Source organism: Bradyrhizobium sp. IC3195 (assembly GCF_020193585.1).
GTDB classification, from domain to species: domain Bacteria; phylum Pseudomonadota; class Alphaproteobacteria; order Rhizobiales; family Xanthobacteraceae; genus Bradyrhizobium; species Bradyrhizobium yuanmingense.
In genome coordinates this window covers 1-24,068 of sequence record NZ_JADYVG010000039.1, presented here as the reverse complement: position 1 = coordinate 24,068, position 24,068 = coordinate 1, and the positions used below count along the sequence as shown (strand labels likewise).

Sequence of the window (24,068 nt, the reverse complement as noted above, 5' to 3'; positions counted from 1 at the left end):
CCAGCCGCCTTCATCCTGATCACATCGCGCACACGGCGCATCGCAAGCCTCTCCGTCGGCATCCAGGGTCCCCCTTCGCAAAACCGAAAGGTTGACCCTATGGGAGCCAGAAGAGGTCTCGTCACCCGGGCGACATCATCCCGGAATGGTGGGCGACATCATCTCGGAACGGGTGGGCGACTTCAAATCGGAATGGTGGGCGAGATCATCTCGGAATCCTGGGCGACATCGATCGGAATCCGCAGCCGGCGCGTTAGCGACCAGACTTCTACGTCTACATTGATGAGTTTCAAAACTTCACCACTCTCGCGATGGCAAATATGTTCTCGGAGTTGCGCAAAATCGCGTCGGCTGCACTGTCGCACATCACTATCGTCATCGGTTAGAACCGGATGTGCGCGATGCGGTGCTCGGAAATGCCGGATCGATTATCTCCTTCAGAGTTGGTGCTGAAGATGCGCAACACCTTGCTCGCGAGTTTCTGGGAACGTTCGAGGAAGCCGATCTCCTGCAACTGCCGAACTATAGGATTTTATCTGAAGCTCATGATCGACGGGACGCCGTCGCGGCCATCTAGTGCCGGTACGCTTGAGCCCGGCGTCCTCGATTAAGACACCGCCGTTGATTAGTAAGTCTCGGCGCGTCGAGCTTCTTGCAAACCCGGCGCGGGGGGATAGCGCCCCAGGATCATCGTCTCCGGCTCATTCCGCGCTGGCACTGACCCGCTCCCCCAAGCGGAACCTCTCCTACTTTCAGCTATCGCTTCGGTGGCGACGCCGCTAATATTTCAATTTTCGGCACCTTCGGGACAAGGCTCTTTGCAAGATCGCGCGAGAGATCTCCCCATATCCTTTTGCAGGCGGCAGACAGGAGACTATCGAGCAGGGCGCAGCCGGTTTTCAGCCTTTCCTGTTCTGCCGCTGGTTCGACAGCCTGGACGAAAACAACAGGAGCCATTCCGCGCCGATGTGCACTGCAGCAACGGTAGCCATCCGTCGAGTAGAGGCATCTCACGTTTCGGATCTCGACAAGCCGATCAATGAACGTTCCAGGGGCGACATCAAGGTGATCTGGATCATGGATTTTGAGAGCGGTCTGGCCGGGTTGGCTAATATGAGCTGTCCCCCAATCTCCTAAGAAAGCGAGTTGTCTTTAGGGCTGCGGCCGGCTTTATCGACGCACAGCAAGCGTTGCTTTTTGTTCTTTACTGTCGCGCAGTCCGTTATTGGCATACTGGCCCGCCGTACATCGGCTGCCAATGCGAGCGAACACGAAAAAAAGATGATTGCGGAGCTACAAAGGTACGAGAACCATCTCTGCTTTCGAATTGGCTGCCGACGATTCATCCGGACTCATCTTTCCGCAAAGAGAAGGCATGAAGGCTGCTCGCAACTCGGCAACTGCCCTCCGTGGGCGGTTCGCCCGGAGGCAGCGGCGCCGCGCAGCCTGCGCGTTGCAGGCTTTCATCGTGCATCGATTAGGTTAGCTATAAGACTTATGCGCTTGCAGACCAATTCACTCAAACTTGTAGGACGCCTCTAAGAAGGTACCCCATCGCTCCATGCTGTACTTTGCGAGTGCAGGGATCTGGATGAACGTGCCTCGGTCCCTGCAGCCGCTGCAGTTGAATATGACATCGCTGTCGTTCTTGGTCCACATTGCCCAGTACCGAGCGCCGACGCCGATACTGAAATTTCTGCCGAGGAGGTACGACCGCGTTCCTTCGATCTGTACGCCCCCCACCTTCCCTGCACTGATCGTAGAAAGTTGTTTCAGGACGGAGGAGATGGTTATCACGACCGGTGAAGTCGGTCCATGGCAGGTAAGCAACATCTGCGCTCACGGCGCTCAAACAGCATAGTCTCGGCGTTAAGCCCGACGCGCAGCGCATCCCAATTGGCACCTTGAGTACCGATGATTTGCTGGGCCGGAACCGCGCATGCCCCGTATGGCGAGGCTGTCTGCACGCATGCGATCGAATCCGACTTTTGGCCGAAGTAAGTGCCACTGATAAATGCGCCCAGCTTGTAGGTGCTACCGCACATAAAGTCGTAACCGACATCGGCGGTGTAGTACGTGAACCTTCCGTTGGCCTGATCTCACAGAGTGTTGCATAGGCCGTACTGCCGATGCTCGAATCCTCGTTCATTCTTCCCTTGTTGAAGCGTCCGAGCCAACGTTGCCCTTCAGGAATATCCCCCAGGACTATCAAGCCGTGCGAACAGCTCGCCGGAAATGCCGTCCAAGCCATGATAGGTGAGCGTGGAATTGGGGATGCCGCTATCTCCGGATATCGGCGGCTGATTCGTGTAGTCCCACTGGAATGTGCCTCTGCTGAGCCAGACCCGCGAGCCCCTTCGAACGACCAGTCGCCCGTATCGAAAACAGGCTTTATTGTTTTGGCGGCCGCTCGTCCCGGATAGACCGATGCGTCGAACCATTCCGCCCCGCTCGCGTCGCCGCCGAAATGGTGATTCAATCTGATCTTTCCGATGTGACAGTTGCTGGACAAGCTGGTTGTCCTGGCGGCAATGTCGGCGGGGCGGGGAACTGCACCGTCGGCGGGGTCGCCAGACGCGTCCCCCTCGAAGCCCATGTAGTCGTACTCGAATTTGACACACCAAGCAGGTGTAAGCGCTTGCTCAAAGCGACTCCGACGACGATCCAGCCGAAGCGACTATAATCGAACTGCGTTGTATGCTGCAGGAAGCCGCAAAGCGCCCCTCGAATTCGTTGTTATTTTGCCTCGGTTATGTTGCCAGGCTGCCCGCCCTGATGTAGCCCAGCGTTTGGCCTGTTAGGCCGAAGCGGCGTAACCCACTCGAGCAGTCCCTGTGACAAAGCCGTTTGGACCTGCCTCGCAAGTGGCGATAACAACAGCGCCCGAGAAGGCAAGACAGCTGTTGGTGCCATCGGAGACAGCATGGCTCGCATCGACTTCGGTGCCGGAAATCCACCTATCCGTTTGCCAGTTGTAGCCGGGAGCGGATCGGCATCCAGTATTGGCGCAGCGCCTCGACGGTCGCTGGAATGTCGAGGTGGGCATTGCGGAGAAAGTCCTCGGTCTCGCGGCCGCTTCGCGCTCCCTTAGCCTAAGCCGGGATGAGCTCGAAGCCGGTCCTGGAGGGACCGCCGATTGGCGACGAGGTTGTCAAGGTGCAGCAACTCGTGCCCTGGCCGCTCTCCTTGGGCCAATCGTCGAACCAGCGCCCGCGTGCCGTCCACCACGAAGACGCCGCAATCATAGCTGTTCCGCTGCTGGGCCATGCTGGGTGACTCCAGGCGGGCGCGCAGCCGTCGTGCGAGCTGCGCTGCCGGCTCGTGGTTGTGTCCCCGGACAGAGTCGTAGTGATAGGCAATCGGCTCTCCTCGCGTGCGGCGATCAAGGAGCAGCAGCGACCAATGCGTGCCGAGGCGATTAGGATCCATTGCATCGTTCACCGGCAGGAATAGGAAGTCGGCGGTATCATTACCATTCGGATCGTAGACGATGCGCCGGAATGCACGGAGCATGTCGGGCTCGGCGCCGAAGCGCAATTGATAGTGGGCTATCAGGGGATCCACGAACTGCGCCAGGGCGGCGAATTCCGGACGGTCCCGCTGCAACTCCTGCGCCAGGAGCTCGTAATCCCTGTGGATGTGCTCGTCGCCCAACCATTCCTTGGCGCCGAGCGCTAGTCCGCTGCGGCCGTGGGATGAGGCTGTCGGATCCAAAGCCCCGATCTGAGCATCGGCGGATGTGCGCGGGACAGGCGCATAACTAGCATCATCACGCGGCTCCTGCGGCGTCGGCGCATTCAGATCAATCAATGGCTCACGACCGCCGTAGGTGTCTGAGCGAGCCCTGGCAAGATGCGCGGGCGCAACATGAGCATCGTCGCGCAACTCGGATGGCGTCTGTGCATTCAGATCAACAAAAGACTCTCGGCCGCTGTAGGTGTCTGAACGAGCTCGGGCAGGATGCACTGGCGCAAAATCAGCATCGTCGCGCAATTCGGACGGCGTCAGCGCATTGAGATCAACAAATGGCTCAAGACCAGCGTAGGCGCCTGAGCGAGCCCTGGTCGGATTGGCTGGCGCAAAGTGAGCATCGTCGCGCAATTCGGACGGCGTCGGCGCATTCAGATCAACAAAAGACTCTAGGCCGCTGTAGGTGTCTGAACGAGCCTGGGCAGGATGCACTGGCGCAAAGTCAGCATCGTCGCGCAATTCGGACGGCGTCGGCGCATTCAGATCAACAAGAGACTCTAGGCCGCCGTAGGTGTCCGAGCGAAGCCTGGTAGGATGCGCCGGCGCAAAGTGAGCATCATTGCGCAACTCGGACGGCGTCGGCGCAATCAGACCAAAAGATGGCTCAAGCCTGCCCTTAGCATGTGACGCGGGCCAGGATGGTGATGCTCGTTCTTGCACCTGTTCACCCAACCAAACCCAAGCTCCGGCGCTCGGGCTGGCCGGCGTTGAGGGAAGATCCTGCGCCGAGCCCGAGTGCCAATCGCCCTGCGCGGCCGGCGAGTTCGGCTGCTCAGGGCCTGGCAGCCCCAGTTCTCGGTTCGCCTCAATGAGTTTCAAGTAGCTGCGAAGATGCGACAAATCGGGACCGTGTACTCTGCCTCCAGTCCGTTGGAATGCTACCACGTCATTGTCGAGGGATACCTGCTCCCTGCTCGAGCCGTTTAGCCGCCCGATGATGCTCCCTTTGCGCTTCTCTCTAAGCCACGCACTAAGCGCACGAAGACGCCTCGCCCGCTGTTGCGCAGACTGCCTCAGCTTCGCAGTCGGAGTTTTAAGATCTTTCAGAGCTTGGTTCAGCGCGCCCTCGATGAGGGGCGCATCTTCTGGATGAGGAACTAGGCGACGGGGGGCACCGAGGACGCGGGGTTCGGGTGCTTCCACTTCTTCACCCCCACGCAGCAGCCGCCGGAGATGATTCAGAGCCGATCTAATGCGGTTGTTGGGGTCACCGCCCGAGCTCCTGTACTTCGCAATCTCCGCGTCCAGCGATGAACCGTCGCGCAGCCGAGAAGCTACCGGGCCCCTATGACTCGCGTTGACCCAGCGAATAAATGCCCCAAGCCCGTAAACACCGTTGTTGATGGCCCCTTTGGTGAGCTTGCGCAGCTCCGCGTCTCCACGAAACTTCGCCAAGAGCTCCGCGTCTTCGACCGGAAGCTGCTCGCCGATCGGTTCGTCCGGCGACGGCATCGGGGCTTGCATCTGCGATGGTGACGCCACCACTTGATGGGATAGGGTCTGCATCAGCTGCTGCTCAACAGCGACGACCTGCGGAGGCGGCGAGGAGCTGCGTCCGTCCATCGTCTCCAAAAGCAGATCCTGCTGGTTCGCAGGCAGAGTCTCCGGCCAGCTGCCAGCTCCGTTCGACCCGCTGTGCTGCGCAGTCGTCCGCCTCGTCTCGGCGCGAACCGCGTCTTCGAGATCAGGAAGCGGGCGAATATGACGCCGTAGTTCGATCGCTCTAGCACCCGCCGGCGACCTCAGGAGATGAGCCAGTGCGGCCCCGGCTTTTCTGCAGCCATGGGGGTCCTCCTCCTTATACTGGCTGACATCTTCATCCAGCGAGTCGTGGCCAAGTCGAGCAGCAATGCCGGGCTTATCCTTTTCACGGAGGTAATCACTCAAATCGATAAGAAGAGTTGCATAGGTCCTGGCGGTGTTGGCGGTACTTGGGGCTGCTTCTTCCTTGTACCTTTTGATGAGATCCGCATCCTGGGGATAGGGATTCCGCTCAACCCGGCTTGCAAACGGCGTGATGCCGCCCGGCGATTGGGAGGCTCTAAGAAGATCCAGTGGGGTAGCGATGGCCTGCTTCTCCTTCTCGGCGAACTCCTGGGCATCCTTGTCCAGCGACTTGTCGTAAAGCCGGGAAGCAATGCCCGGCTTGTCGTTCTTTACGAGCCAATGCCCCAAGCTGAGAAGACCACGTAGATTGCGACCGACCGTGCTCTCGGAGGCCCCAGCCTTGATGAGTGCCGGCCTGAGCCCCTCAATAAGAGACGCATCTTCGCAATAAACAGGATCCAGGCTGCTACCTGCGAAAACAAAATTTGCATGGCCGGGCGGTAGCGCCGAGGCATTCAGCATCGTTCTACCGCCTTGACCGTGCGGAGGCGGCGTAGATGGGTGGCCGCTCGCCGGCATGATGGGAATCTGCTCGCCTGGCACGAGAATGTTGCTGTAACGTTCATCCGTCAGCTCGTCGTCCTGGTGGCGCCGGTTCACGGGATTAGGGGACTCTGTAGGATCCAATGCTAGGCCATGCCGCGGTGGCTGAAGACACGACGATGCACCGGCTTCGTCGACCGTCCCCAAGAATAAATCTTGATCATCCCCCTCAGCGAGTGCCGCTGGCCAACTGAAGGCGGGCTGCGACCCGCCCTGCTTAGCCGCGGCCTCAATGCCCCCGGCCCGGCCAGTGATTGACGCGACTCCGCCCGGCGACTGAGAGGCGCGGAGACGATCTAGTGCGGTAAGAACGAGGTGCCTGCGATTTTTATCGAAGATCGCAGCGTCGTTGCTCAGCGATTCGTCGTTAAGCCGAGCAGCCACTCCCGGCTTTTTTTTTGCGAAGAGCCACCGGCTAAATCTGCGAAGAGGACCAACATAATTCGTCTTAGCGGTGATCTCCTCGTACCCAGCCTCAACGAGTGCTTCTTGAAGTCCGGAAATCAAGCGTGCGTCTTCGGGATGAAAAGGGGGACCGTTGAGTTTTCTCGCTCCGTTACGGAGATGATCAAGTGCCGCGCCGATACTTTTGCTACCCCCGGCGTCCTTGTAGCGCTTGATCTCTTCATTCAGCGGTTCGTCGTCGTTCCATGTCTCGTCCTGAAACCGAGCAGCAATGCCACGCTTGTTGTTTGCACGAAGGTAGTGGCTGAAATCCGTGAGAATAGATGCATAGGTTTTGGCGGTACTTGAAGTTCGGGCCGCCACTGCTTGCTTTTTGTATTCCTTGATGAGAGTCCCGTCCTTGGGATAAGGAGTCAGGTCAGGGCGGCCTGCGATCGGTACGGCTCCTCCCGTCAATTGAGAGGTCCGCAGATGAGCTAGTGCCCAAGGGACGTTCGCCGTCCCACCTTTTATTATGAACTCCTCGACATCCTTGTCCATCGTCTCGTCATGAAGCCGATCAGCAATGGCCGGCTTGTCGTTTGCAAAGAGCCAACGGCTCAAGCTGAGCAGATAACCGACGTAGCTCGTGGCGGTGCTCTCAACGGCTCCACCCAAGAGGAGCGCCTGCTTAAGGCCGGAAATAAGGGGCGCATCCTTAGCATAAAGCGGATCCTTGCTGCGACCTACCAAGACCCAATTTGACTGAGCGGTCTGCAGCGCTGAGGCGCCCAGCACCGCCTCATCCTCTCCGGCATGCGCCTCAGATCGCGATGCATCCGCTTGATGGGCGCGGACCTGCATGAGCACGGGAGCAGACGGCACAGCGATCTCGCCCAGCTGCTGCTCAAAGGCGGCCGCATCTGTGGACGGAGCCGATGAGCTCTCTTGCGGGCCCGCGGTGCCCGATTGTTGACGCACCCAGTTGGTGGATTCGAACTTCATTCGTTCTCAGTTTCGGAATAATACGCCAATTTGAAGCCTGAGGTCGCTTGTGATTTGCCACGGAACCGACTCGGCAGCATCGAACCCAGCAGAAAACTATCGTGAACGCCCCAGAACGCCGCGTCCAAGCACTCCGACCGCGCGCTCCAGTATTCTTGCAGCGATCGCCAGCTATGATCGCCTCTGGAGACTCTATGAGCGATAGCTGTCGAGAACCTGACGCGGAGCCGCCGACTTGTTGCAGCGGACACCCAGGCTGCCCCCTTGGCCGGAAATCAATAAAGACCTGTTCACCGGAGAATCAGACGCGCCAGCTCGGTCGTCAGAGATCTACCGCGGTCTCGACTCTTTCATTGATCTGCCGGCCACACCGCACCAGATGCGTGACGATGCTCACTCAGTGCCGGTGCTCAGCCCGGCCGGTAGTGCCGCGTTCTTCGTCGGGCCATCAGGCGTGCTTCAGGAGCTTGAGGATATCGGATATCTCGTTCCCGAGGATTGGCAGCATGGCTCCCAGCCGGTGGCGGATGTCCAGATCCGTATCCTGAATAACCACGGGTTGCTGCCGACCCAGTTCAGCGGCCCAAGGCAGGTTTGATCAACGGTGAGACCTACTCGATCGCATTAGGGCCGCGAGGACGCGGTGCACAATTCATCCATCATCCTCGCCCGTCCCCGGTCCCGCCTGCTCAGATCGGCCCTTTGACCGGAGTCTCTGTTGACCGCAGCGGACGCGTCCTGGGCCCCACGCAGTGGCTGGGTGACGAGCATATTGAGCGGGACTATGGGGTCCTGAGGCGGGAGTTGCAGGAGAGCAATCCCGATCTCGCCGCCCGGATGCGGTTCGTGGATCCTTTGATAGCCCAAATGTTGCGGTCAGGCTCCAACGAGGACGCGGAACGCGCATTCGGGTGGAGTCGCGGTGATAGAGCCGACTTCCTGTTCCTGCCGGTTAAGCGATGCCAGCGCTGCGGATAGAGGGTGGCGCGGCAGTCACTGGTCGCTGCTGCTGGTTGATCGCCGCGATCGGGCAAGACCGGCTGCCTATCACTAGGACTCTGCGCCAGGACCCAATAACCTGCCCGCAGAGCAGCTCGCAGAACGGCTGCAGGCCAACCTGCAACAGGGCTCCATGCGCGAGCAGAGCAACACCTATGATTGCGGCGTCTTTGTCGTGGACGGCACCCGGGAGCTGGCGGAAGGACGGCATCCAGACCCGCTGAACCTCAGCAACCTCCGCATCAATCGGCGGGCACTGCAGGACCGGCTAAGGGCTGGGGTCAGCTTCAACTGAATAGAGCGCGCGCAGCTGGTTGAAATGCAACTTCTCGCCGATTGAAGGTCCACAATCGCGCGTTCGCAGAGCATCATGGTGTCTCACAAGTCAGGAGCGGAGACTGGAGCTAAGGCTATTTTCGCAGACGGCGAAGGAGCCCGACGGCGATTGCGCGGCCAGCTTCCGACGGCCGCACAGCCATCATCAACCTCTCCGGTATCATCTTTCCCAAACAGCCGCAGCTGGGACTAAAGGCCCAGCTGCGAGCTAAACACGTGGAGACGTCGCGCCAACATTGCTCCACGAATTGACCCGGCGGCTTGGCTCTCGGCATTTTGGATCCATATTTCGATTGAATCGCCTGTCCAATCATGCTGCGTCTATGCAGCGATGCTCCCGCGCCTGGGGTGATCGGCGCCCAAGTTCTGCAAAACCTGCAGCCAGGCGCCTCCTTTCCGAAGCTTGAATGGTTGACAGACTTATACCAGCCTCCGCGGGCCATGCTGTGCGTGCCGCGAGCACATACAAACCACCACGAGAATCCGCCGGTCGGCCTTCGCGCGACGGCGTGAGTTGTTCGGCTGCTGATTCCGCTCGATGTCGCCCACCATTGAACGAACCCGCTCCGCGGGAGGCCGTGGCGAGACCATTTATCTAAGAGGCATCTGTTTGAAGGATGGGACCGCAAGTCCGTTCCTCTCAATACAGGAGTGCCTCATGGCCACGATGAGTTCGAGCCCGCTGCGCCGCCGCATGATCGACGATATGACGCTGCGCAACTTGTCACCGTCGACGCAGCAATCCTATGTCTACGCGGTTGCAAACTTTAGCCGACATTTCGGCCGATCGCCCGACAAGCTCAGCCTTGAGCAGGTGCGCGCGTACCAACTGCACCTGATCGGGTTGAAGCGGTCGTGGACCCACATCAACCAAGTGACGTGCGCGTTACGCTTTTTCTATGCGCGGGCGCACGGAGGCGATTGAGAACATTATTTCGGCCTGTGAGCCGGTCAAGCAACCGCTGGTGCTGAGTGCGGAGGAAGTCGCCCGTTTCCTGGAGGTTGTACCGGCCCTGCGCGACCGCGTTGCGCTGGTGACGGCCTATGCTGCCGGGCTACGAGCCGGCAAGGTCAGCCGCCTTGAGGCCCAGCGCGATCGACAGCAAGCGCATGCTGATCCTGATCACCGCCGGCAAAGGCGGCAAGGACCGTTACGTGATGCTGTCGCCGCGGCTGCTCAGCATCCTGCGATCCTACTGGTGTCTGGCCAAACCGCGCCATTGGCTGTTTCCAGGGCGCAATCCGGACGATCCGGTGAGTGTCGGCACGTTGCAAGAGGCCTGCCGCAAAGCTCGGCAACATGCCGGTCTCGATAAGCAGGTGACGACACATGTTCTGCGCCATAGCTTCGCTACTCACCTTTACGAGCGCGGTACTGATACCCGGCTCATCCAAGTCCTTCTTGGGCATGCGCGACTGTTATCGACGGAGCGCTACACGCACGTCGCAACCAATCCGCAGCCCGTGGTGCAGACCTGCATCGTGCACCTAATCCGAGCGTTTCGGCAGTTCTGTTGATTGGTATCGGCGGGTTCGGCAAATGCCGCATTCTCAAACAGGCGGTCGAGGCGTTCGAGATAGCCAATAAGAGTATCGTCGTCCGCCACTTGTCGCGTAACGCTGAGGTAACCAAGAAGAGCCTTGAGGATATCGGCGACAACGCAGGAAGCCGCTCACCCGCTGCAGTCAATTCGGATGCTTGAAATATCCCGTAAAGGCTGCGCCGCACATGCGGCGCGAGAGCGGGCCTTTTGTCGGGCACTTGCTGCGCCGGTTGTCGGCATTGAGACAATGCAAGAAGCCTGACACTAGGAAGTGCCTGCTGAGCCTCCGATTCACTCCGGCACGCGATTTGCTCGTTCACGGCATCATCACTATCGCAACGCGATTGGTCTTCGAGACGGAAACGGCGCCTTCGCTGTTCGCGTCTGGTCCGTTCCGACGGTTTGCGTGGCAATGACTTGTCGCTCGCTTGTGACCAAGAAAATGCAGGAAGTGTTGGATGCGATCTAGAGTTCTCCTTTTGGGAGCCACAACAGTTGCGCTCGTCGCGGTGCAACCAAAGCGGCAGACCTTGAGCCAGGAGCGAACTGCGCATGGCGCTGTGGGCGTGGTCCGGAGGCTATAGTGGCGGACAGGTCGGTGGCGGGTGGGTCGAGCCTCCTTCACCAATCCCTGCGGTCAGTCGATCTATGACAGCCGACGGGTTCGAGCCGCACGGCGGCATAACGCGCACCTGTCGATTGGCCAAGGGCCGCATTTCTGCTTGGGCGCTGGGCTGGCGCGCCTACAGCGATGCGCCTTCCCCGCGCTGTTCGTGCGACTAGAGGATGTCGCGCTGATCATCGCCGCGGAGGACCGTCGTCTACATGCCGTCTTACGTCATTCGCTGCCCGCAGCGCTCGCCGGTCACCTTCCGCCCTTCCATCGCTTAGAGAGTGAAGTGCCACCATGTCCGAACAACCCTTGCCGAGGCTGCCGATGTGGCGCGTCGATCACATCGAGCCCTCGCCCGAGATGTTGATGCTACGCGCCAACGGTCCGATCCACCGCGTGCGCTTCCCGTCCGGGCACGAAGGCTGGTGGGTGACAGGCTACGACGAGGCCAAGGCGGTGCTGTCTGACGCGGCGTTCCGGCCCGCGGGAATGCCGCCGGCGGCATTCACTCCGGATTCGGTGATTCTCGGTTCGCGGGGCTGGCTGGTCTCGCACGAGGGAGCCGAACATGCCCGGTTACGCAAGATCGTGGCGCCGGCCTTCTGCAACCACAGGGTGAAGCTGCTCGCCCAGCAGGTCGAGGCGATCGCCGCGCAGTTGTTCGAGACGTTGGGGGCCCAGCCCCAGCCCGCCGACCTGCGGCGCCACCTCTCGTTTCCCCTTCCGGCCATGGTCATCAGCGCGCTGATGGGCGTGCTCTACGAGGATCACGCCTTTTTCGCCGGGCTGTCCGACGAGGTGATGACGCACCAGCATGAAAGCGGCCCGCGCAGCGCGTCGCGCCTGGCTTGGGAAGAACTGCGCGCCTACATTCGCGGCAAGATGCGGGACAAGCGCCAGGATCCGGGCGACAACCTGCTAACGGATCTGCTCGCGGCGGTTGACCAGGGCAAGGCGACGGAGGAAGAGGCGATCGGCTTGGCGGCGGGTATGCTGGTGGCGGGCCACGAGAGCACCGTCGCGCAGATCGAATTCGGCCTGCTGGCCATGTTCCGCCATCCGCAACAGCGCGAACGCCTGGTCGGCGATCCATCCCTGGTGGACAAGGCGGTGGAGGAAATCCTGCGTATGTACCCGCCGGGCGCGGGCTGGGACGGCATCATGCGCTATCCGAGGACCGACGTGACCATCGCGGGCGTTCATATTCCCCCGGAAAGCAAGGTGCTGGTCGGCCTGCCGGCGACGTCGTTCGATACGCGCCATTTCGTCGACCCGGAAATCTTCGACATCGGGCGCGACGGAGAGCCGCACCTGGCGTTCTCTTCCGGGCCGCACTCCTGCATCGGCGGCGCGCTGGCCAGGCTAGAACTCAAGGCGGTGTTCGGTTCGATCTTCCAGCGCTTTCCCGAGCTGCGCTTGGCCTTAGCCCCCGAAGAACTGAAGTTGCGCAAGGAGATCATCACCGGCGGGTTCGAGGAGTTCCCGGTGCTCTGGTGATGTGCGGACGCCGCTGGGGGATCGCGATCGTCTCCGCGATTTGCCGGCGTGCCTGCCACGTACCGGTCAGATCAGCCAGCCAATAGGTAACCAGGATGGACGTGCAAGAAACAACATGCCGGGACGCCTTCGCCGAACTGGCGTCGCCGGCGTGGATTCACGACCCGTATCCATTCATGCGGTGGTTGCGCGAGCACGATCCGGTGCATCGCGCGGCGTCGGGCCTCTTTCTGTTGAGCCGCCACGCCGACATCTGCTGGGCTCTCAAGGCCACGGGCGATGCTTTTCGAGGACCGGCGCCCGGCGAACTGGCGCGCTATTTCCCGCGTGCGGCGAGAAGCCTGTCGCTCAATCTGCTGGCGTCCACGCTTGCGATGAAGGACCCACCGACGCATACGCGTCTGCGCCGGCTGATCTCGCGCGATTTCACCATGCGCCAGATCGACAACCTGCGGCCGAGCATCGCGCGCATCGTCGCAGCGCGGCTGGACGGCATGGCGCCCGCGCTGGAGCGCGGGGAGGCGGTGGACCTTCATCGGGAATTCGCGCTGACCTTGCCCATGCTGGTCTTCGCCGAACTGTTTGGCATGCCCCAGGACGACATTTTCGGGCTCGCCGCCGGCATCGGCGGCATCCTGGAAGGCCTGAGCCCGCACGCCAGCGATCCCCAGCTCGCCGCGGCGGACGCGGCCAGCGCCAGAGTGCAGGCCTACTTCGGCGACCTCATACAGTCCAAGCGCACCAATCCCCGCCACGACATCGTGTCGATGCTGGTCGGCGCACATGACCACGATGCCGACACGCTGTCGGATGCGGAGTTGATCAGCATGCTGTGGGGCATGCTGCTGGGCGGCTTCACCACCACTGCTGCGAGCATCGACCATGCCGTCCTGGCGATGCTGGCGTATCCCGAACAGCGGCACTGGCTGCAGAAGGACGCCGCGGGGGTGAGGGCATTCGTCGAAGAAGTCCTGCGCTGCGACGCGCCCGCGATGTTCAGCTCCATTCCGCGTATCGCCCAGCGCGACATCGAACTGGACGGCGTGGTGATCCCGAAGAACGCGGACGTGCGCGTGCTGATCGCGTCCGGCAATCGCGACCCGGACGCCTTCGCCGATCCCGATCGCTTCGATCCCGCGCGGTTCTACGGCACCAGTCCAGGCATGTCGACCGACGGGAAGATCATGCTGAGCTTCGGCCACGGCATTCACTTCTGCCTCGGTGCGCAACTGACCCGGGTGCAGTTGGCCGAGAGCCTGCCCCGGATCCAGGCCCGCTTCCCCACGCTGGCATTGGCCGAGCAGCCGACCCGGGAGCCCTCGGCGTTCCTTCGGACGTTCCGCGCACTGCCGGTGCGGCTGCATGCGCAGGGGAGCTGAGATGCGCGTCATGGTCGACCAGGATCTGTGCGGAACCAGCGGGCAGTGCGTGCTGACGCTGCCGGGCACCTTTCGCCAGCGCGAACCGGACGGCGTGGCCGAAGTGTGCGTGGCGAAGGTCCCGCAGGCGCTGCACGCCGCCGTGAGGCTCGCGGCGAGCCAGTGCCCGGTCGCCGCCATTCGGGTCATCGAAAGCGACGCTGGCGATGGCGAGCGCGCCAGCGCGCACCCTGCGCCTTCTCCAGCGGAGGCCGAGCGGCATGCCGCGAAAGACCAACACAATCTAGGGCGATACATGGGACGGTTTGAAAGCAAAGTGGCCGTGGTGACCGGCGCCGGAGCCGGCATCGGCAAGGCATGCGCCCTCGCCATCGCGCGCGAGGGCGGCAGAGTGGTGGTGGCCGACATTGATGGATCGGCGGCTATCGCCTGCACCGCGCAGATCGCGGCCGAAGCGGGCCACGCGCTCGCCCTGGCGATCGACATCGCCGATGCGCAGGCGGTGGCAGCGCTGTTCGAGACGGCGGAGCGGCACTTCGGTGGGGTCGACCTGCTGGTGAACAACGCGAGCGCGATGCATCTGACCCCGCGCGACCGCGCGATCCTTGAGCTGGACCTAGCGGTCTGGGATCAGACCATGGCGACCAATCTGCGTGGCACGCTGCTCTGCTGCCGGCAGGCCATCCCACGGATGATCGCCCGCGGAGGTGGCGCGATCGTCAACATGTCGTCGTGCCAGGGGCTCAGCGGTGACACCGCGCTGACATCCTACGCCGCGTCGAAGGCGGCGATGAACATGCTGTCGGCCTCGCTCGCCACCCAGTACGGTCATGCGCAGATCCGCTGCAATGCGGTTGCACCCGGTCTCATCATGACCGAGCGTCTCCTCGCCAAGCTGGACGCGTACATGCAAACCGATCTGCGCCGGCACCAGCTCCTGCCGCGCGTGGGCCGCCCCGAGGACGTGGCCGCGCTGGTGGCGTTCCTGCTCTCCGACGATGCTGCGTTCATCACCGGCCAGGTCGTGTGCATCGACGGCGGCATGCTGGCGCATGTGCCGACATACGCCGACGGTGGCAACAGCCGCGCCGCGCGGCCTGCCGGCGAGACCGCCGAAGCGGACGCGGCGCCGCGCTGCTGATGGACATGCTGCTCAACCCGCTGAACCGTCGGCATCGGCTGCGGCACGACATCCCGGTCGTGCCCGGCGCTTTTCCCTTGGTCGGGCATCTTCCCGCCGTCGTCTGCGACCTGCCGCGCCTGCTGCGGCGCGCGGAACGGACGCTGGGCAGCCACTTCTGGCTAGATTTCGGCCCTGCCGGACACCTGATGACCAGTCTGGATCCGGATGCTCTCGCAGTGCTCCGGCACAAGGACGTGTCCTCGGCGCTCATCGAAGACATCGCGCCCGAATTGTTTGGCGGAACGTTGGTCGCCCAGGATGGCATCGCGCACCGGCAGGCGCGCGATGCGATCCAGGCGGCGCTTCTGCCCAAGGGGCTGACCCAGGCCGGCATCGGCGAGCTGTTCGCGCCCGTCATCCGGGCGCGCGTGCAGAGATGGCGCGACCGGGGCGACGTCACCATCCTGCGCGAAACCGGCGATCTGATGCTCAAGCTCATCTTCAGTCTCATGGGAATCCCCGCGCAGGACCTGCCGGGATGGCATCGCAAGTACCGGCAACTGCTGCAGTTGGTCGTCGCGCCCCCGGTCGACCTGCCCGGACTGCCCTTGCGGCGCGGCCGCGCCGCCCGCGACTGGATCGATGCGCGGTTGCGCGAGTTCGTCCGCGCCGCGCGCGAACATGCCGCGCGCACCGGGTTGATCAACGACATGGTGAGCGCCTTCGATCGCAGCGACGATGCGCTTTCCGATGACGTCCTGATCGCCAATATCCGCTTGCTGCTGCTTGGTGGTCACGACACCACCGCCTCGACGATGGCCTGGATGGTGATCGAGCTGGCGCGGCAGCCTGGGCTGTGGGACGCGCTGGTCGAGGAGGCGCAACGCGTAGGCGCGGTGCCGACCCGGCACGCGGACCTGGCGCAGTGTCCGGTCGCCGAGGCGCTGTTCCGCGAGACGCTGCGCGTGCATCCGGCGACGCCGCTCCTGGTGCGTCGCGCATTGCGTGAATTGCGACTCGGCCAACGGCGCATTCCCGCGGGCACCGATCTGTGCATCCCGCTGCTGCATTTCTCGACCTCGGCGCTGCTGCACGAGGCGCCTGATCAGTTTCGGCTGGCGCGGTGGCTGCAACGCACCGAGCCGATCCGGCCGGTGGACATGCTGCAGTTCGGTACCGGCCCACACGTCTGCATGGGCTACCACCTGGCATGGCTGGAACTGGTGCAGTTCTGTATCGCCTTGGCGCTGACCATGCACGAGGCCGGGGTGCGGCCGCGGTTGCTGAGCGGCGTCGAAAAAGGCCGGCGCTATTACCCGACCGCGCATCCGTCCATGACTATCCGCATCGGATTCTCATGAGCTGGCATCGCATGCCCCGTGTGGTGAGGCAGCGGCGCCGGCGACACGCGGCATTGCTCCACTCGGCGCGCGCGCTCGGTGCGAGGCCGGCAACACCGCGGCGGCTCGCGGCTCGCCGTGGCCGTCTCCTGGCAGGTACAAGGACATGAACAACATGCAGACCGGTTCCACGCCACACGACGACCGAGCTGGCGTTTCCGCGAACGGCGGATCGGGCGCGCAGGCGCGCGGCGCATCCGGCAGGCTGCTGCCCGAGATTTGGATGCAGGACGGCGCAAAGCGGGTCGAACAGGCGCTGGCGCGTCTTCTCTGCGCCGAAGACGACGGTGAGACCGAGCTGATGGCGGCGATGCGCTACGCCACCTTGCATGGCGGCAAGCGCACCCGCGCCTTGCTCTGTTTGGCTGCCGGCGCACTGGCCGACACGCCGGCGCACATGCTCGACGAAGTCGGCGCCGCCATCGAGATGATGCACGCCTGTACGTTGGTCCACGACGATCTGCCTGCGATGGACGACGACGTGCTTCGCCGCGGCCTTCCGACCGTGCACGTCAAGTTCGGCGAAGCCACCGCGATCTTGGTGGGCGATGCGCTGCAGGCGCACGCCTTCCTGACCCTGGCGAGCCTGGATGCGCCGGGCGACAACCGTATTGCGCTCGTGCGCGAACTGGCGCAGGCGGTGTCCGCCGAGGGGGCCGCGGGCGGGCAGGCCATGGATCTGTCGCTGGTTGGAAAGCACGTCGAGCTGGACAGGATCCTGGTGATGCACCGGATGAAGTGCGGAGCGCTAGTGCGCGCATCCGTTCGCATGGGCGCGCTATGCGCCATTGCGGAGGATGCCGCGCACGCTGCGATGTACTGTGCGCTCGATCGCTACAGCGCCCATTTCGGCCTGGCGTTGCAGGTGATCGACGACATTCTCGACGCGACAGTAGATACCGCGACGCTGGGCAAGACCCCCGGCAAGGACGCGGCGGCGCGGAAGCCGACCTGCGCGTCGATCATGGGGCTGCAGGCAGCGCGGCAGTTCGTGATGGATCTGTTGCGCGACGCCGGGGAGGCCGTCGCCCCGTTGGGGCCGCGTGCGGAACGGTTGGCGCAGATCCTGCAGCGGGCCGACGCCTATCTGTTCAAGCACGCGCCATGCGCATGAGCGCGCCGGTCCACATGGAGTCGCCCCTGGGCCGCTGCGATCGGCCTGCGGCAGCGGTGCATGTTGTCCGAATCCGTGGCGCTGAGCGCAGCGGTTGCCCAGCATGGCCGCGACGGGCCTGCGGCGACGTGCGCGGCGTCTGCCCGATCCTGGTTCCCGTCAACCGTCTGCAGAAGGAACATCCCGCGTGAACGCGCTGGCTGAACAGATCCTTTCCGAATTGCGCCACCTGCTGAGCGAGATGCGCGATGGCGGCAGCGTCGGTCCATCCGTCTACGACACGGCGCGAACTCTGCAGTTCCATGGCAACGTCATCGGTCGGCAGGACGCATACGCGTGGCTCATCGCACAGCAACAGGCCGATGGCGGATGGGGAAGCGCAGACTTCCCGCTGTTCCGTCATGCGCCGACATGGGCGGCGTTGCTGGCATTGCAGCGTGTCGATTCTCTTCCCGGCGCTGCCGACGCTGTCCAGGCTGCAACGCGGTTCCTCCAGCGCCAGCCCGATCCCTATGCGCGTGCGGTGCCGGACGACGCGCCGATCGGCGCGGAGCTGATCCTACCGCGGTTTTGCGACGAGGCCGCATCCTTGCCGGGCGGCGTGGCGTTTCCGCGCCACCCGGCGCTGTTGCCGTTGCGGCAAGCGCGGGTCAAGCGGGGGGCCGTGGCGACGTTGCCGAGCGGCCATCCGTTGCTGCACTCCTGGGAAGCCTGGGGGACGTCGCCGACCACCGCATGGCCGGATGATGACGGCAGCATCGGCATCAGTCCCGCGGCCACTGCCGCGTGGCGTGCGCACGCCGTGACACAGGGGAGCACGCCGCAGGTCGGGCGCGCCGACGCGTATCTGCAGGCGGCATCGCGAGCAACGCGCAGCGGCATCGAAGGTGTCGTTCCCAACGTCTGGCCGATCAATGTGTTCGAGCCATGCTGGTCGCTATACACCTTGCATCTGGCCGGTCTGTTCGCGCATCCCGCGCTCGCCGGGGCGGTGCGCGTGATCATCGCGCAGCTCGACGCCCGCCTGGGCGTGCGCGGTCTGGGCCCGGCCGTGCACTTCGCGGCAGATGCGGACGACACCGCCGTTGCGTTGTGCGTCCTGCGCCTTGCAGGCCGCGACCGGGCGGCCGATGCGTTGCGCCATTTCGAAATCGGCGAGCTGTTCGTCACCTTCCCCGGCGAGCGCAATGCCTCGGTGTCGACCAACATCCATGCCCTGCATGCGTTGCGACTGTTGGGAAAGCCCGCCGCCGGCACCAGCGCCTACGTCGAGGCCAATCGCAACCCGCACGGTCTCTGGGACAACGAAAAATGGCACGTTTCGTGGCTGTATCCCACCGCGCATGCGGTCGCAGCGCTGGCGCAAGGCAAGCCCCAGTGGCGCGACGAGCGCGCGCTGGCGGCGCTGCTGCAGGCGCAGCGCGACGACGGCGGCTGGGGCGCCGGTCGCGCGTCCACATTCGAGGAAACTGCCTATGCGCTGTTCGCGTTGCACGTGATGGACGGGAGCGAAGAGCCGACAGGGCGGCGGCGCATTGCGCAGGCGGTGGCGCGTGCGCTGGAGTGGATGCTCGCCCGCCATGCGGCGCATGCATTGCCGCAGACTCCGCTGTGGATCGGCAAGGAACTGTATTGCCCCACCCGGGTCGTGCGCGTGGCCGAACTCGCCGGGTTGTGGCTGGCACTTGGTTGGGAGCGGCGCGTCCTGGCCGAGGGAACAGGAGCGGCGCCATGATTCAGACCGAACGCGCGCTGCAGGAGGTGCTGGAGTGGGGGCGTTCCCTGACCGGGTTCGCCGACGAGCACGGCGTGGAAGCGGTCAGGGGCGGCCAGTACATCCTGCAGCGCATCCTTCCGAGCCTGCACGATATCAGCGCCCGCACCGGCCGCGATCCGCAGGATGAAACGCTGACCGTGGCGTTCTATCGCGAACTGGCGATGCTGTTCTGGCTCGACGATTGCAACGACCTTGGCCTGATCGCGCCGGAGCAGCTCGCCGCGGTGGAGCAGGCACTGGGGCAGGGCGTGCCGTGCGCGCTCCCCGGATTCGAGGGCTGCGCTGTGCTGCGCGCTTCGCTGGCCGCGCTCGCCTACGATCGTCGCGACTATGCTCAGCTTCTCGACGATACCCGGTGCTACTGCGCGGCGCTGCGCGCCGGACACGCGCAGGCGGTGGGGGCGGAACGCTGGTCCTACGCCGAGTACCTGCACAACGGCATCGATTCGATCGCCTACGCGAACGTGTTCTGTTGCCTGTCGTTGCTGTGGGGACTGGACATGGCGACCTTGCGCGCGCGTCCGGCGTTTCGCCAGGTCCTGCGGCTCATCTCCGCGATAGGGCGCCTGCAGAACGATCTGCATGGACGCGACATGGACAGGTCGGCCGACGAGGCCGACAACGCGGCGATCCTGCTGCTGCAGCGCTATCCGGCTATGCCTGTGGTGGAGTTCCTCAACGACGAGCTGGCCGGCCATACGCGCATGCTGGATCGGGTGATAGCGAAAGAACGCTTTCCCGCGCCCTGGGGACCGTTGATCGAGGCCATGGCCGCCATCCGCGCTCAGTACTACCGGACCTCGACCAGCCGCTACGGCAGCGACGCTGCGGGAGGAGGCTAACGTGCGCCGGCCTGAACGCGCGAAGGCGGCGGCGTGCGCGCGCTGCCTTCGGCCGAATCCGACGTAACAACGTCGCCCGATGCGACGGATGCCCTCGTTGTCCACCGTGCAATACGCAGTGGTAGAGAGTCCTTCCGAAGCGGATAGTTGGTCTATGGATTGCCGATCAAAGGGGATGCCATCGCTCATCGCGAAATCCCAGAGATGCAGCTTCGGCAGCAGCAGAACTCCGTTTACGTTCTTGTGCGCGCTGTGGTTGGATGCCCGCAATACGCGTTGACGATAGATCTTCGATATATTCGCCCGAAGTCGATGTCGGCAGCGCAACGCCTGCCGCATTCAGGCCGGTGAATCAGCTTCCGGCAGCTGGAGCCAAGCTCAAGCTTTTGGCGCTTGCTCAGAAAACTGCCTCTGTGTGAGACAAGGGTCCCTGTACGCGCAATAAGAGGAACCGCGCTGACAGTCTCTCTTGACGGCGAAGTTCGAGACGGACGGCACTACATGCAGGTCCGTGTCTACTTTGAAGATACCGACGCCGGCCAGATTGTTTATCATGCGAATTTTTTGCCTTTCATGGAACGTGGCAGACGAACTACTTGCGCCTGCTCGGCAATCCGTTAACGGGGGAGGCGATGCAATTTGCAGGAGAGCCCGCAAGCAAGTCGGTCACGGCGCCACCATTGAAGGTCGGCAAGGATGCTGTTTGTGGCTTCAAGGAAGGGGCGCGCTGATCTCGCTGTCAGATACCAAAATTGAGCGAACCCACTAAAGCTCCTGGGCCGCCGCGACGAATTATTGATTGCGGATTGCTTTAATGGAAGGCTGTACGGTCAAGCGATAAAGCACGAGGTGGGCCGCTCCGAGCTCCTCGATCAGTGTGCCGCAAGCAGGGCAGTGGTAGTTTCCTTGGATGCCACGTTCAGACGTAAGCTCAAGACGGCGAAAACCAGCACCGCATTCCGAGAGTCAAATCACTCTTTTTCATGCGTGGCCTCCTCGCGCCGGCAGTCGTCACATTTCTTTAACATGCGCTTAGTTATCACGCATCTCTCTGGGACGGTCCTTCAAGCACAATTAACATTGAGGATTTGCTGGCGCCTGCGCCGTCGGCAAATGGTAGTCGTACAAATCGGACATCCGACAAAAAATTTCGCGCGCAACTGACGAGCGCTACTTCGTAGAATACGTGAGGCTCAAATCATTCGTTCGAAGATTCTCGTCGTTCCAGTGGCGCTGGCAAACGCTTTTCGTTGAATTATGCACTACCGCCGCGGATTTTCTGCGTTATGAGTCTTGAAGACGGTCGCGCCAGATGTTTCAGGCAACGGCATCGATCAGCAGGGGCCGAACGCGACCGTCTCGTCTTTTTAAGAGCGAATTAAGCCAAGCTGGATTTGATGCCGCCCGGGCAGGAAGCTTAGGTGAGTGGGGCGTGTGATGCGTGCTGCCAACGAGCAATCCGCGGAATCAGATACGAGGCTGATCAATGACATGCCGGTCCTGCGGCGCAAGTGGCAGGTTGCGCTCAAGCCCGGCGAAACGCTTCCCCGCTACGAAAATGTGCTACTGGGGAGCCTCGGGCGGCTTGCCGATCATCTTGTGCTGCTCAGGTGTAACAATGGCGCGTTTGCCGTTTCGCGCACCGGTCGCTATGCTCAGAACTGGCTGGGCGAGGCCCGTTGGGACATTCCGCTGGATGCGTTGCGTCCAGATTGCGCGACAGCCCTCACCGGGGCGGCTTCGAATGCGATTGCAAACAACCATCCCTATCTGGTCGTCCGTTAAGAAGGCGAATTGAGCGCGGCGGGACGGCCGAACGTGCGCCATAGCTGGAGCGGATGAGGCACAAGAGTTCTCTGAGCCAGGCGAGGATGCGGCGGAAGTTGTGGCCCACGGCTGAGAGGATGACGTTAGCCGCATTGCCGGCGCGGCCTTTGAGGTAGCAGCGGCCGAGGTGACCATCGGCCTTCAGGTGTCCGGTGATGGGTTCGATGGCGGAGCGGCGGCGCAGCTCGCGCTTGATGACACCGAAGACGCCGCGCTTCTGGCCGGAGATGAAGGTCCGTCGGGGATTTTGTGCGTCGTGGCCGCGGTATCCCTTGTCGACATAGGCCCGCTCGATCGCGCAGCCGGTGAGTGTCTCGGTGCGGTCGATGACGTCCCGCAAGGTGTGACCGTCGTACGGGTTATCGGGTAGCGCCCTGGCCTGCAGCACGAACAGGCCCCCGGGAGAACGGCCGTTGTTGGTGACGATGGAGGCTTTGACGCCGAACTCGTAAGGCGCGGCTGCTTTGCCCTTGCCGATGCACTCCACCTCCGGGGCGTGGAAGGAATAAAGCTTGAAGCCGCGCTGGCGCTGCTGCTGCGAGCGGATCTGCGAGGCCTGGCTGAGCGGGAGGGCGAACGTGTTCTCAAGCACAGCCTGACCTTCGATCTTGCGGCGGATATCGCGGATGATCCGGCCCAGTCGGCTGCGCAGGATGCGCAACTGCCGCTGATGCCGCTTGAATTGCTTGGCATGGCCGTAGCGTCCCGCAATCATCGCCGCGGTCTTGGCAATGCGAAGATAGGACTGCCGCAGCTTGACCCCGTGCTTCCTCGCCAGGCGGTTGAGCCCCTTGATTGCCGCGTGCAGCAGCTTGGCATCGGTCGGGAAGGTGATGGCCTTCGGCTGCACGGTGGTATGTGCGCCATGACGGCGCGAAGAAGGAGGTTGAGTATGTAGACCATCTTCCGAGCAGCCTTGCTGCGCAAGAGATGAGGGCAGGCCCCTCGGACTCGGATTGCAGGATCAGAGTCCAAACCGCCACAAGCTGCTTTAGCTCAATGGCTGAGGTGGTGAGCGTTGCTGGAAAAGGCGGGCAATCAGCCTGTCAGGTGAGCCACGGGAAGACGAACGCAAGTAAACCGCCGATGATGCATCGAAAGTACAGTTCAGATGTTGTCGAAACCAGGGGCGATACCACCTCCTGGGATCAAGCGCGACGAGAGCCTGTGTATTGGCCGGGCGGCAACCGGTGTAGAGGCGGCGCGATCCCGATGGCAGGCTCTTGCGCGGAACATGGGAACCTGCGTCGCGATGCCAAGGGAGACCCCAAAGGCGGCGGACCCGCCGAGGGCAGAGTACCAATGCGCGACGCAGGGGCGGACGGGTTCGTAATAGTGATGAGGCCCGGTAATACGGGCGGAGCGAAGGGACCCGATCTTCCAGCCAAAGTCACAAGCCAACCGGAAACGGGAGGAGCCGATGACTGAGGCAAAGTCGTATCAGATCCCCAAACATCTCGTTTGGGAAGCTTGGAAACAGGTGAAAGCGAACCGCGGGTCAGCGGGTGTGGACGGGGTCTCCATCGAGGAATTCGAAAAGGACTTGAAGAGAAACCTCTACAAGATCTGGAATGAATGTCGTCGGGGACATACTTTCCGCCTCCCGTCCGTCTCGTGGAAATTCCCAAGGCTAATGGAGGGAAGCGTCCGTTAGGAATACCCTCTATAGCTGACCGCGTGGCTCAGACGGTTGCAAAGATGGTTATGGAGCCGACGATGGAACGAATATTCCATCCGGACTCCTACGGCTATGGGCCCGGCCGTTCGGCGCTTGACGCAGTGGGGACAGCGCGAAAGCGTTGCTGGAAATTCGACTGGGTTATCGACCTTGATATCAAGTCGTTCTTCGACTCGATTCCTTGGCACCTGATCGAAAAGGCCGTCGCCCACCACACGGAACTGAGTTGGATTCGTCTCTACGGTAAAGCGGTGGCTGCAAGCTCCCGTGGAGAAAGAAGACGGAATCCCTGTGGAGAGAACACGCGGAACCCCTCAGGGTTCGGTGGTTTCACCGCTGCTCGCAAATTTGGTTCTGCACTATGCATTCG

The 24,068-nt window shown here is 62.6% G+C and carries 16 protein-coding genes and 3 pseudogenes; 17 read left to right on the top strand and 2 right to left on the bottom strand.

Translation table 11 applies throughout. The features are described from left to right. Window positions 1–394 precede the first annotated feature (394 nt). The gene (locus I6F09_RS36110) at window positions 395–577 is read left to right on the top strand and encodes a hypothetical protein (RefSeq protein ID WP_225190137.1); all 183 of its coding nucleotides are present in this window, start codon (window positions 395–397) and stop codon (window positions 575–577) included. Between the two features lie 2,510 nt (window positions 578–3,087). Here I6F09_RS36110 and I6F09_RS36105 read toward each other — a convergent pair. Further along, window positions 3,088–7,569 carry a Ulp1 family isopeptidase gene (locus I6F09_RS36105; protein ID WP_225190136.1) on the bottom strand — a complete coding sequence of 1,494 codons (4,482 nt, stop codon included), beginning with the start codon at window positions 7,567–7,569 and terminating at the stop codon, window positions 3,088–3,090. Window positions 7,570–7,804: 235 nt separating this feature from the next. Here I6F09_RS36105 and I6F09_RS36100 point away from each other — a divergent pair, with 235 nt between their 5' ends. The 15 genes and pseudogenes from I6F09_RS36100 (at window position 7,805) to I6F09_RS36035 (ending at window position 21,978) form a co-directional block, all read left to right on the top strand. Beyond that, entirely contained in the window at window positions 7,805–8,167 is a 363-nt protein-coding gene (locus I6F09_RS36100) for a hypothetical protein (protein WP_225190135.1), read from the top strand. A gap of 534 nt (window positions 8,168–8,701) precedes the next feature. Continuing rightward, window positions 8,702–8,863, top strand: a complete 162-nt coding sequence (locus I6F09_RS36095; RefSeq protein WP_225131038.1) for a C48 family peptidase — start codon at window positions 8,702–8,704, stop codon at window positions 8,861–8,863. 699 nt (window positions 8,864–9,562) lie between these two features. After that, window positions 9,563–9,829: a site-specific integrase gene (locus I6F09_RS37485; protein WP_249782201.1), complete on the top strand. Its 267-nt coding sequence runs from the start codon at window positions 9,563–9,565 to the stop codon at window positions 9,827–9,829. Window positions 9,830–9,948: 119 nt separating this feature from the next. Then, entirely contained in the window at window positions 9,949–10,422 is a 474-nt protein-coding gene (locus I6F09_RS37480) for a tyrosine-type recombinase/integrase (protein WP_249782200.1), read from the top strand. Then, window positions 10,419–10,607 carry a hypothetical protein gene (locus I6F09_RS36085; protein ID WP_225131036.1) on the top strand — a complete coding sequence of 63 codons (189 nt, stop codon included), beginning with the start codon at window positions 10,419–10,421 and terminating at the stop codon, window positions 10,605–10,607. Before I6F09_RS37480 ends, I6F09_RS36085 begins: the two co-directional genes overlap by 4 nt. A 748-nt stretch (window positions 10,608–11,355) precedes the next feature. Further along, window positions 11,356–12,558 carry a cytochrome P450 gene (locus I6F09_RS36080; protein WP_225131025.1) on the top strand — a complete coding sequence of 401 codons (1,203 nt, stop codon included), beginning with the start codon at window positions 11,356–11,358 and terminating at the stop codon, window positions 12,556–12,558. A 95-nt stretch (window positions 12,559–12,653) separates the two neighbouring features. Next, window positions 12,654–13,937 carry a cytochrome P450 gene (locus tag I6F09_RS36075; protein WP_225145647.1) on the top strand — a complete coding sequence of 428 codons (1,284 nt, stop codon included), beginning with the start codon at window positions 12,654–12,656 and terminating at the stop codon, window positions 13,935–13,937. A gap of 1 nt (window position 13,938) precedes the next feature. Continuing rightward, window positions 13,939–14,226 (top strand): annotated as a pseudogene (locus tag I6F09_RS36070) (ferredoxin); the annotation flags it as partial. Between the two features lie 6 nt (window positions 14,227–14,232). Beyond that, complete coding sequence (locus I6F09_RS36065; protein WP_225131121.1) at window positions 14,233–15,078, top strand: SDR family oxidoreductase; 846 nt, start codon at window positions 14,233–14,235, stop codon at window positions 15,076–15,078. After that, the gene (locus I6F09_RS36060) at window positions 15,078–16,421 is read left to right on the top strand and encodes a cytochrome P450 (protein WP_225131020.1); all 1,344 of its coding nucleotides are present in this window, start codon (window positions 15,078–15,080) and stop codon (window positions 16,419–16,421) included. The genes I6F09_RS36065 and I6F09_RS36060 overlap by 1 nt, the downstream gene beginning before the upstream one ends. 154 nt (window positions 16,422–16,575) lie before the next feature. Then, the gene (locus I6F09_RS36055) at window positions 16,576–17,574 is read left to right on the top strand and encodes a polyprenyl synthetase family protein (protein WP_225131119.1); all 999 of its coding nucleotides are present in this window, start codon (window positions 16,576–16,578) and stop codon (window positions 17,572–17,574) included. Window positions 17,575–17,761: 187 nt separating this feature from the next. After that, window positions 17,762–19,309: a hypothetical protein gene (locus I6F09_RS36050; protein WP_225131018.1), complete on the top strand. Its 1,548-nt coding sequence runs from the start codon at window positions 17,762–17,764 to the stop codon at window positions 19,307–19,309. Continuing rightward, window positions 19,306–20,193 carry a hypothetical protein gene (locus I6F09_RS36045; RefSeq protein ID WP_225131016.1) on the top strand — a complete coding sequence of 296 codons (888 nt, stop codon included), beginning with the start codon at window positions 19,306–19,308 and terminating at the stop codon, window positions 20,191–20,193. Before I6F09_RS36050 ends, I6F09_RS36045 begins: the two co-directional genes overlap by 4 nt. A 456-nt stretch (window positions 20,194–20,649) precedes the next feature. Continuing rightward, a pseudogene (locus tag I6F09_RS36040) lies at window positions 20,650–20,804 on the top strand (4-hydroxybenzoyl-CoA thioesterase); the annotation flags it as partial. A gap of 826 nt (window positions 20,805–21,630) precedes the next feature. Continuing rightward, a complete protein-coding gene (locus I6F09_RS36035; protein ID WP_346656697.1) occupies window positions 21,631–21,978 on the top strand; it encodes a hypothetical protein in 348 nt (115 codons plus the stop codon). Here I6F09_RS36035 and I6F09_RS36030 read toward each other — a convergent pair. Continuing rightward, window positions 21,975–22,876 (bottom strand): annotated as a pseudogene (locus I6F09_RS36030) (IS5 family transposase); the annotation flags it as partial. The gene I6F09_RS36035 and the pseudogene I6F09_RS36030 overlap by 4 nt on opposite strands. A 719-nt stretch (window positions 22,877–23,595) precedes the next feature. Between I6F09_RS36030 and I6F09_RS36025 the strand changes: the two are divergent. After that, the coding region (locus I6F09_RS36025; protein ID WP_346730146.1) for a reverse transcriptase domain-containing protein at window positions 23,596–24,068 on the top strand (473 nt) is incomplete at its 3' end.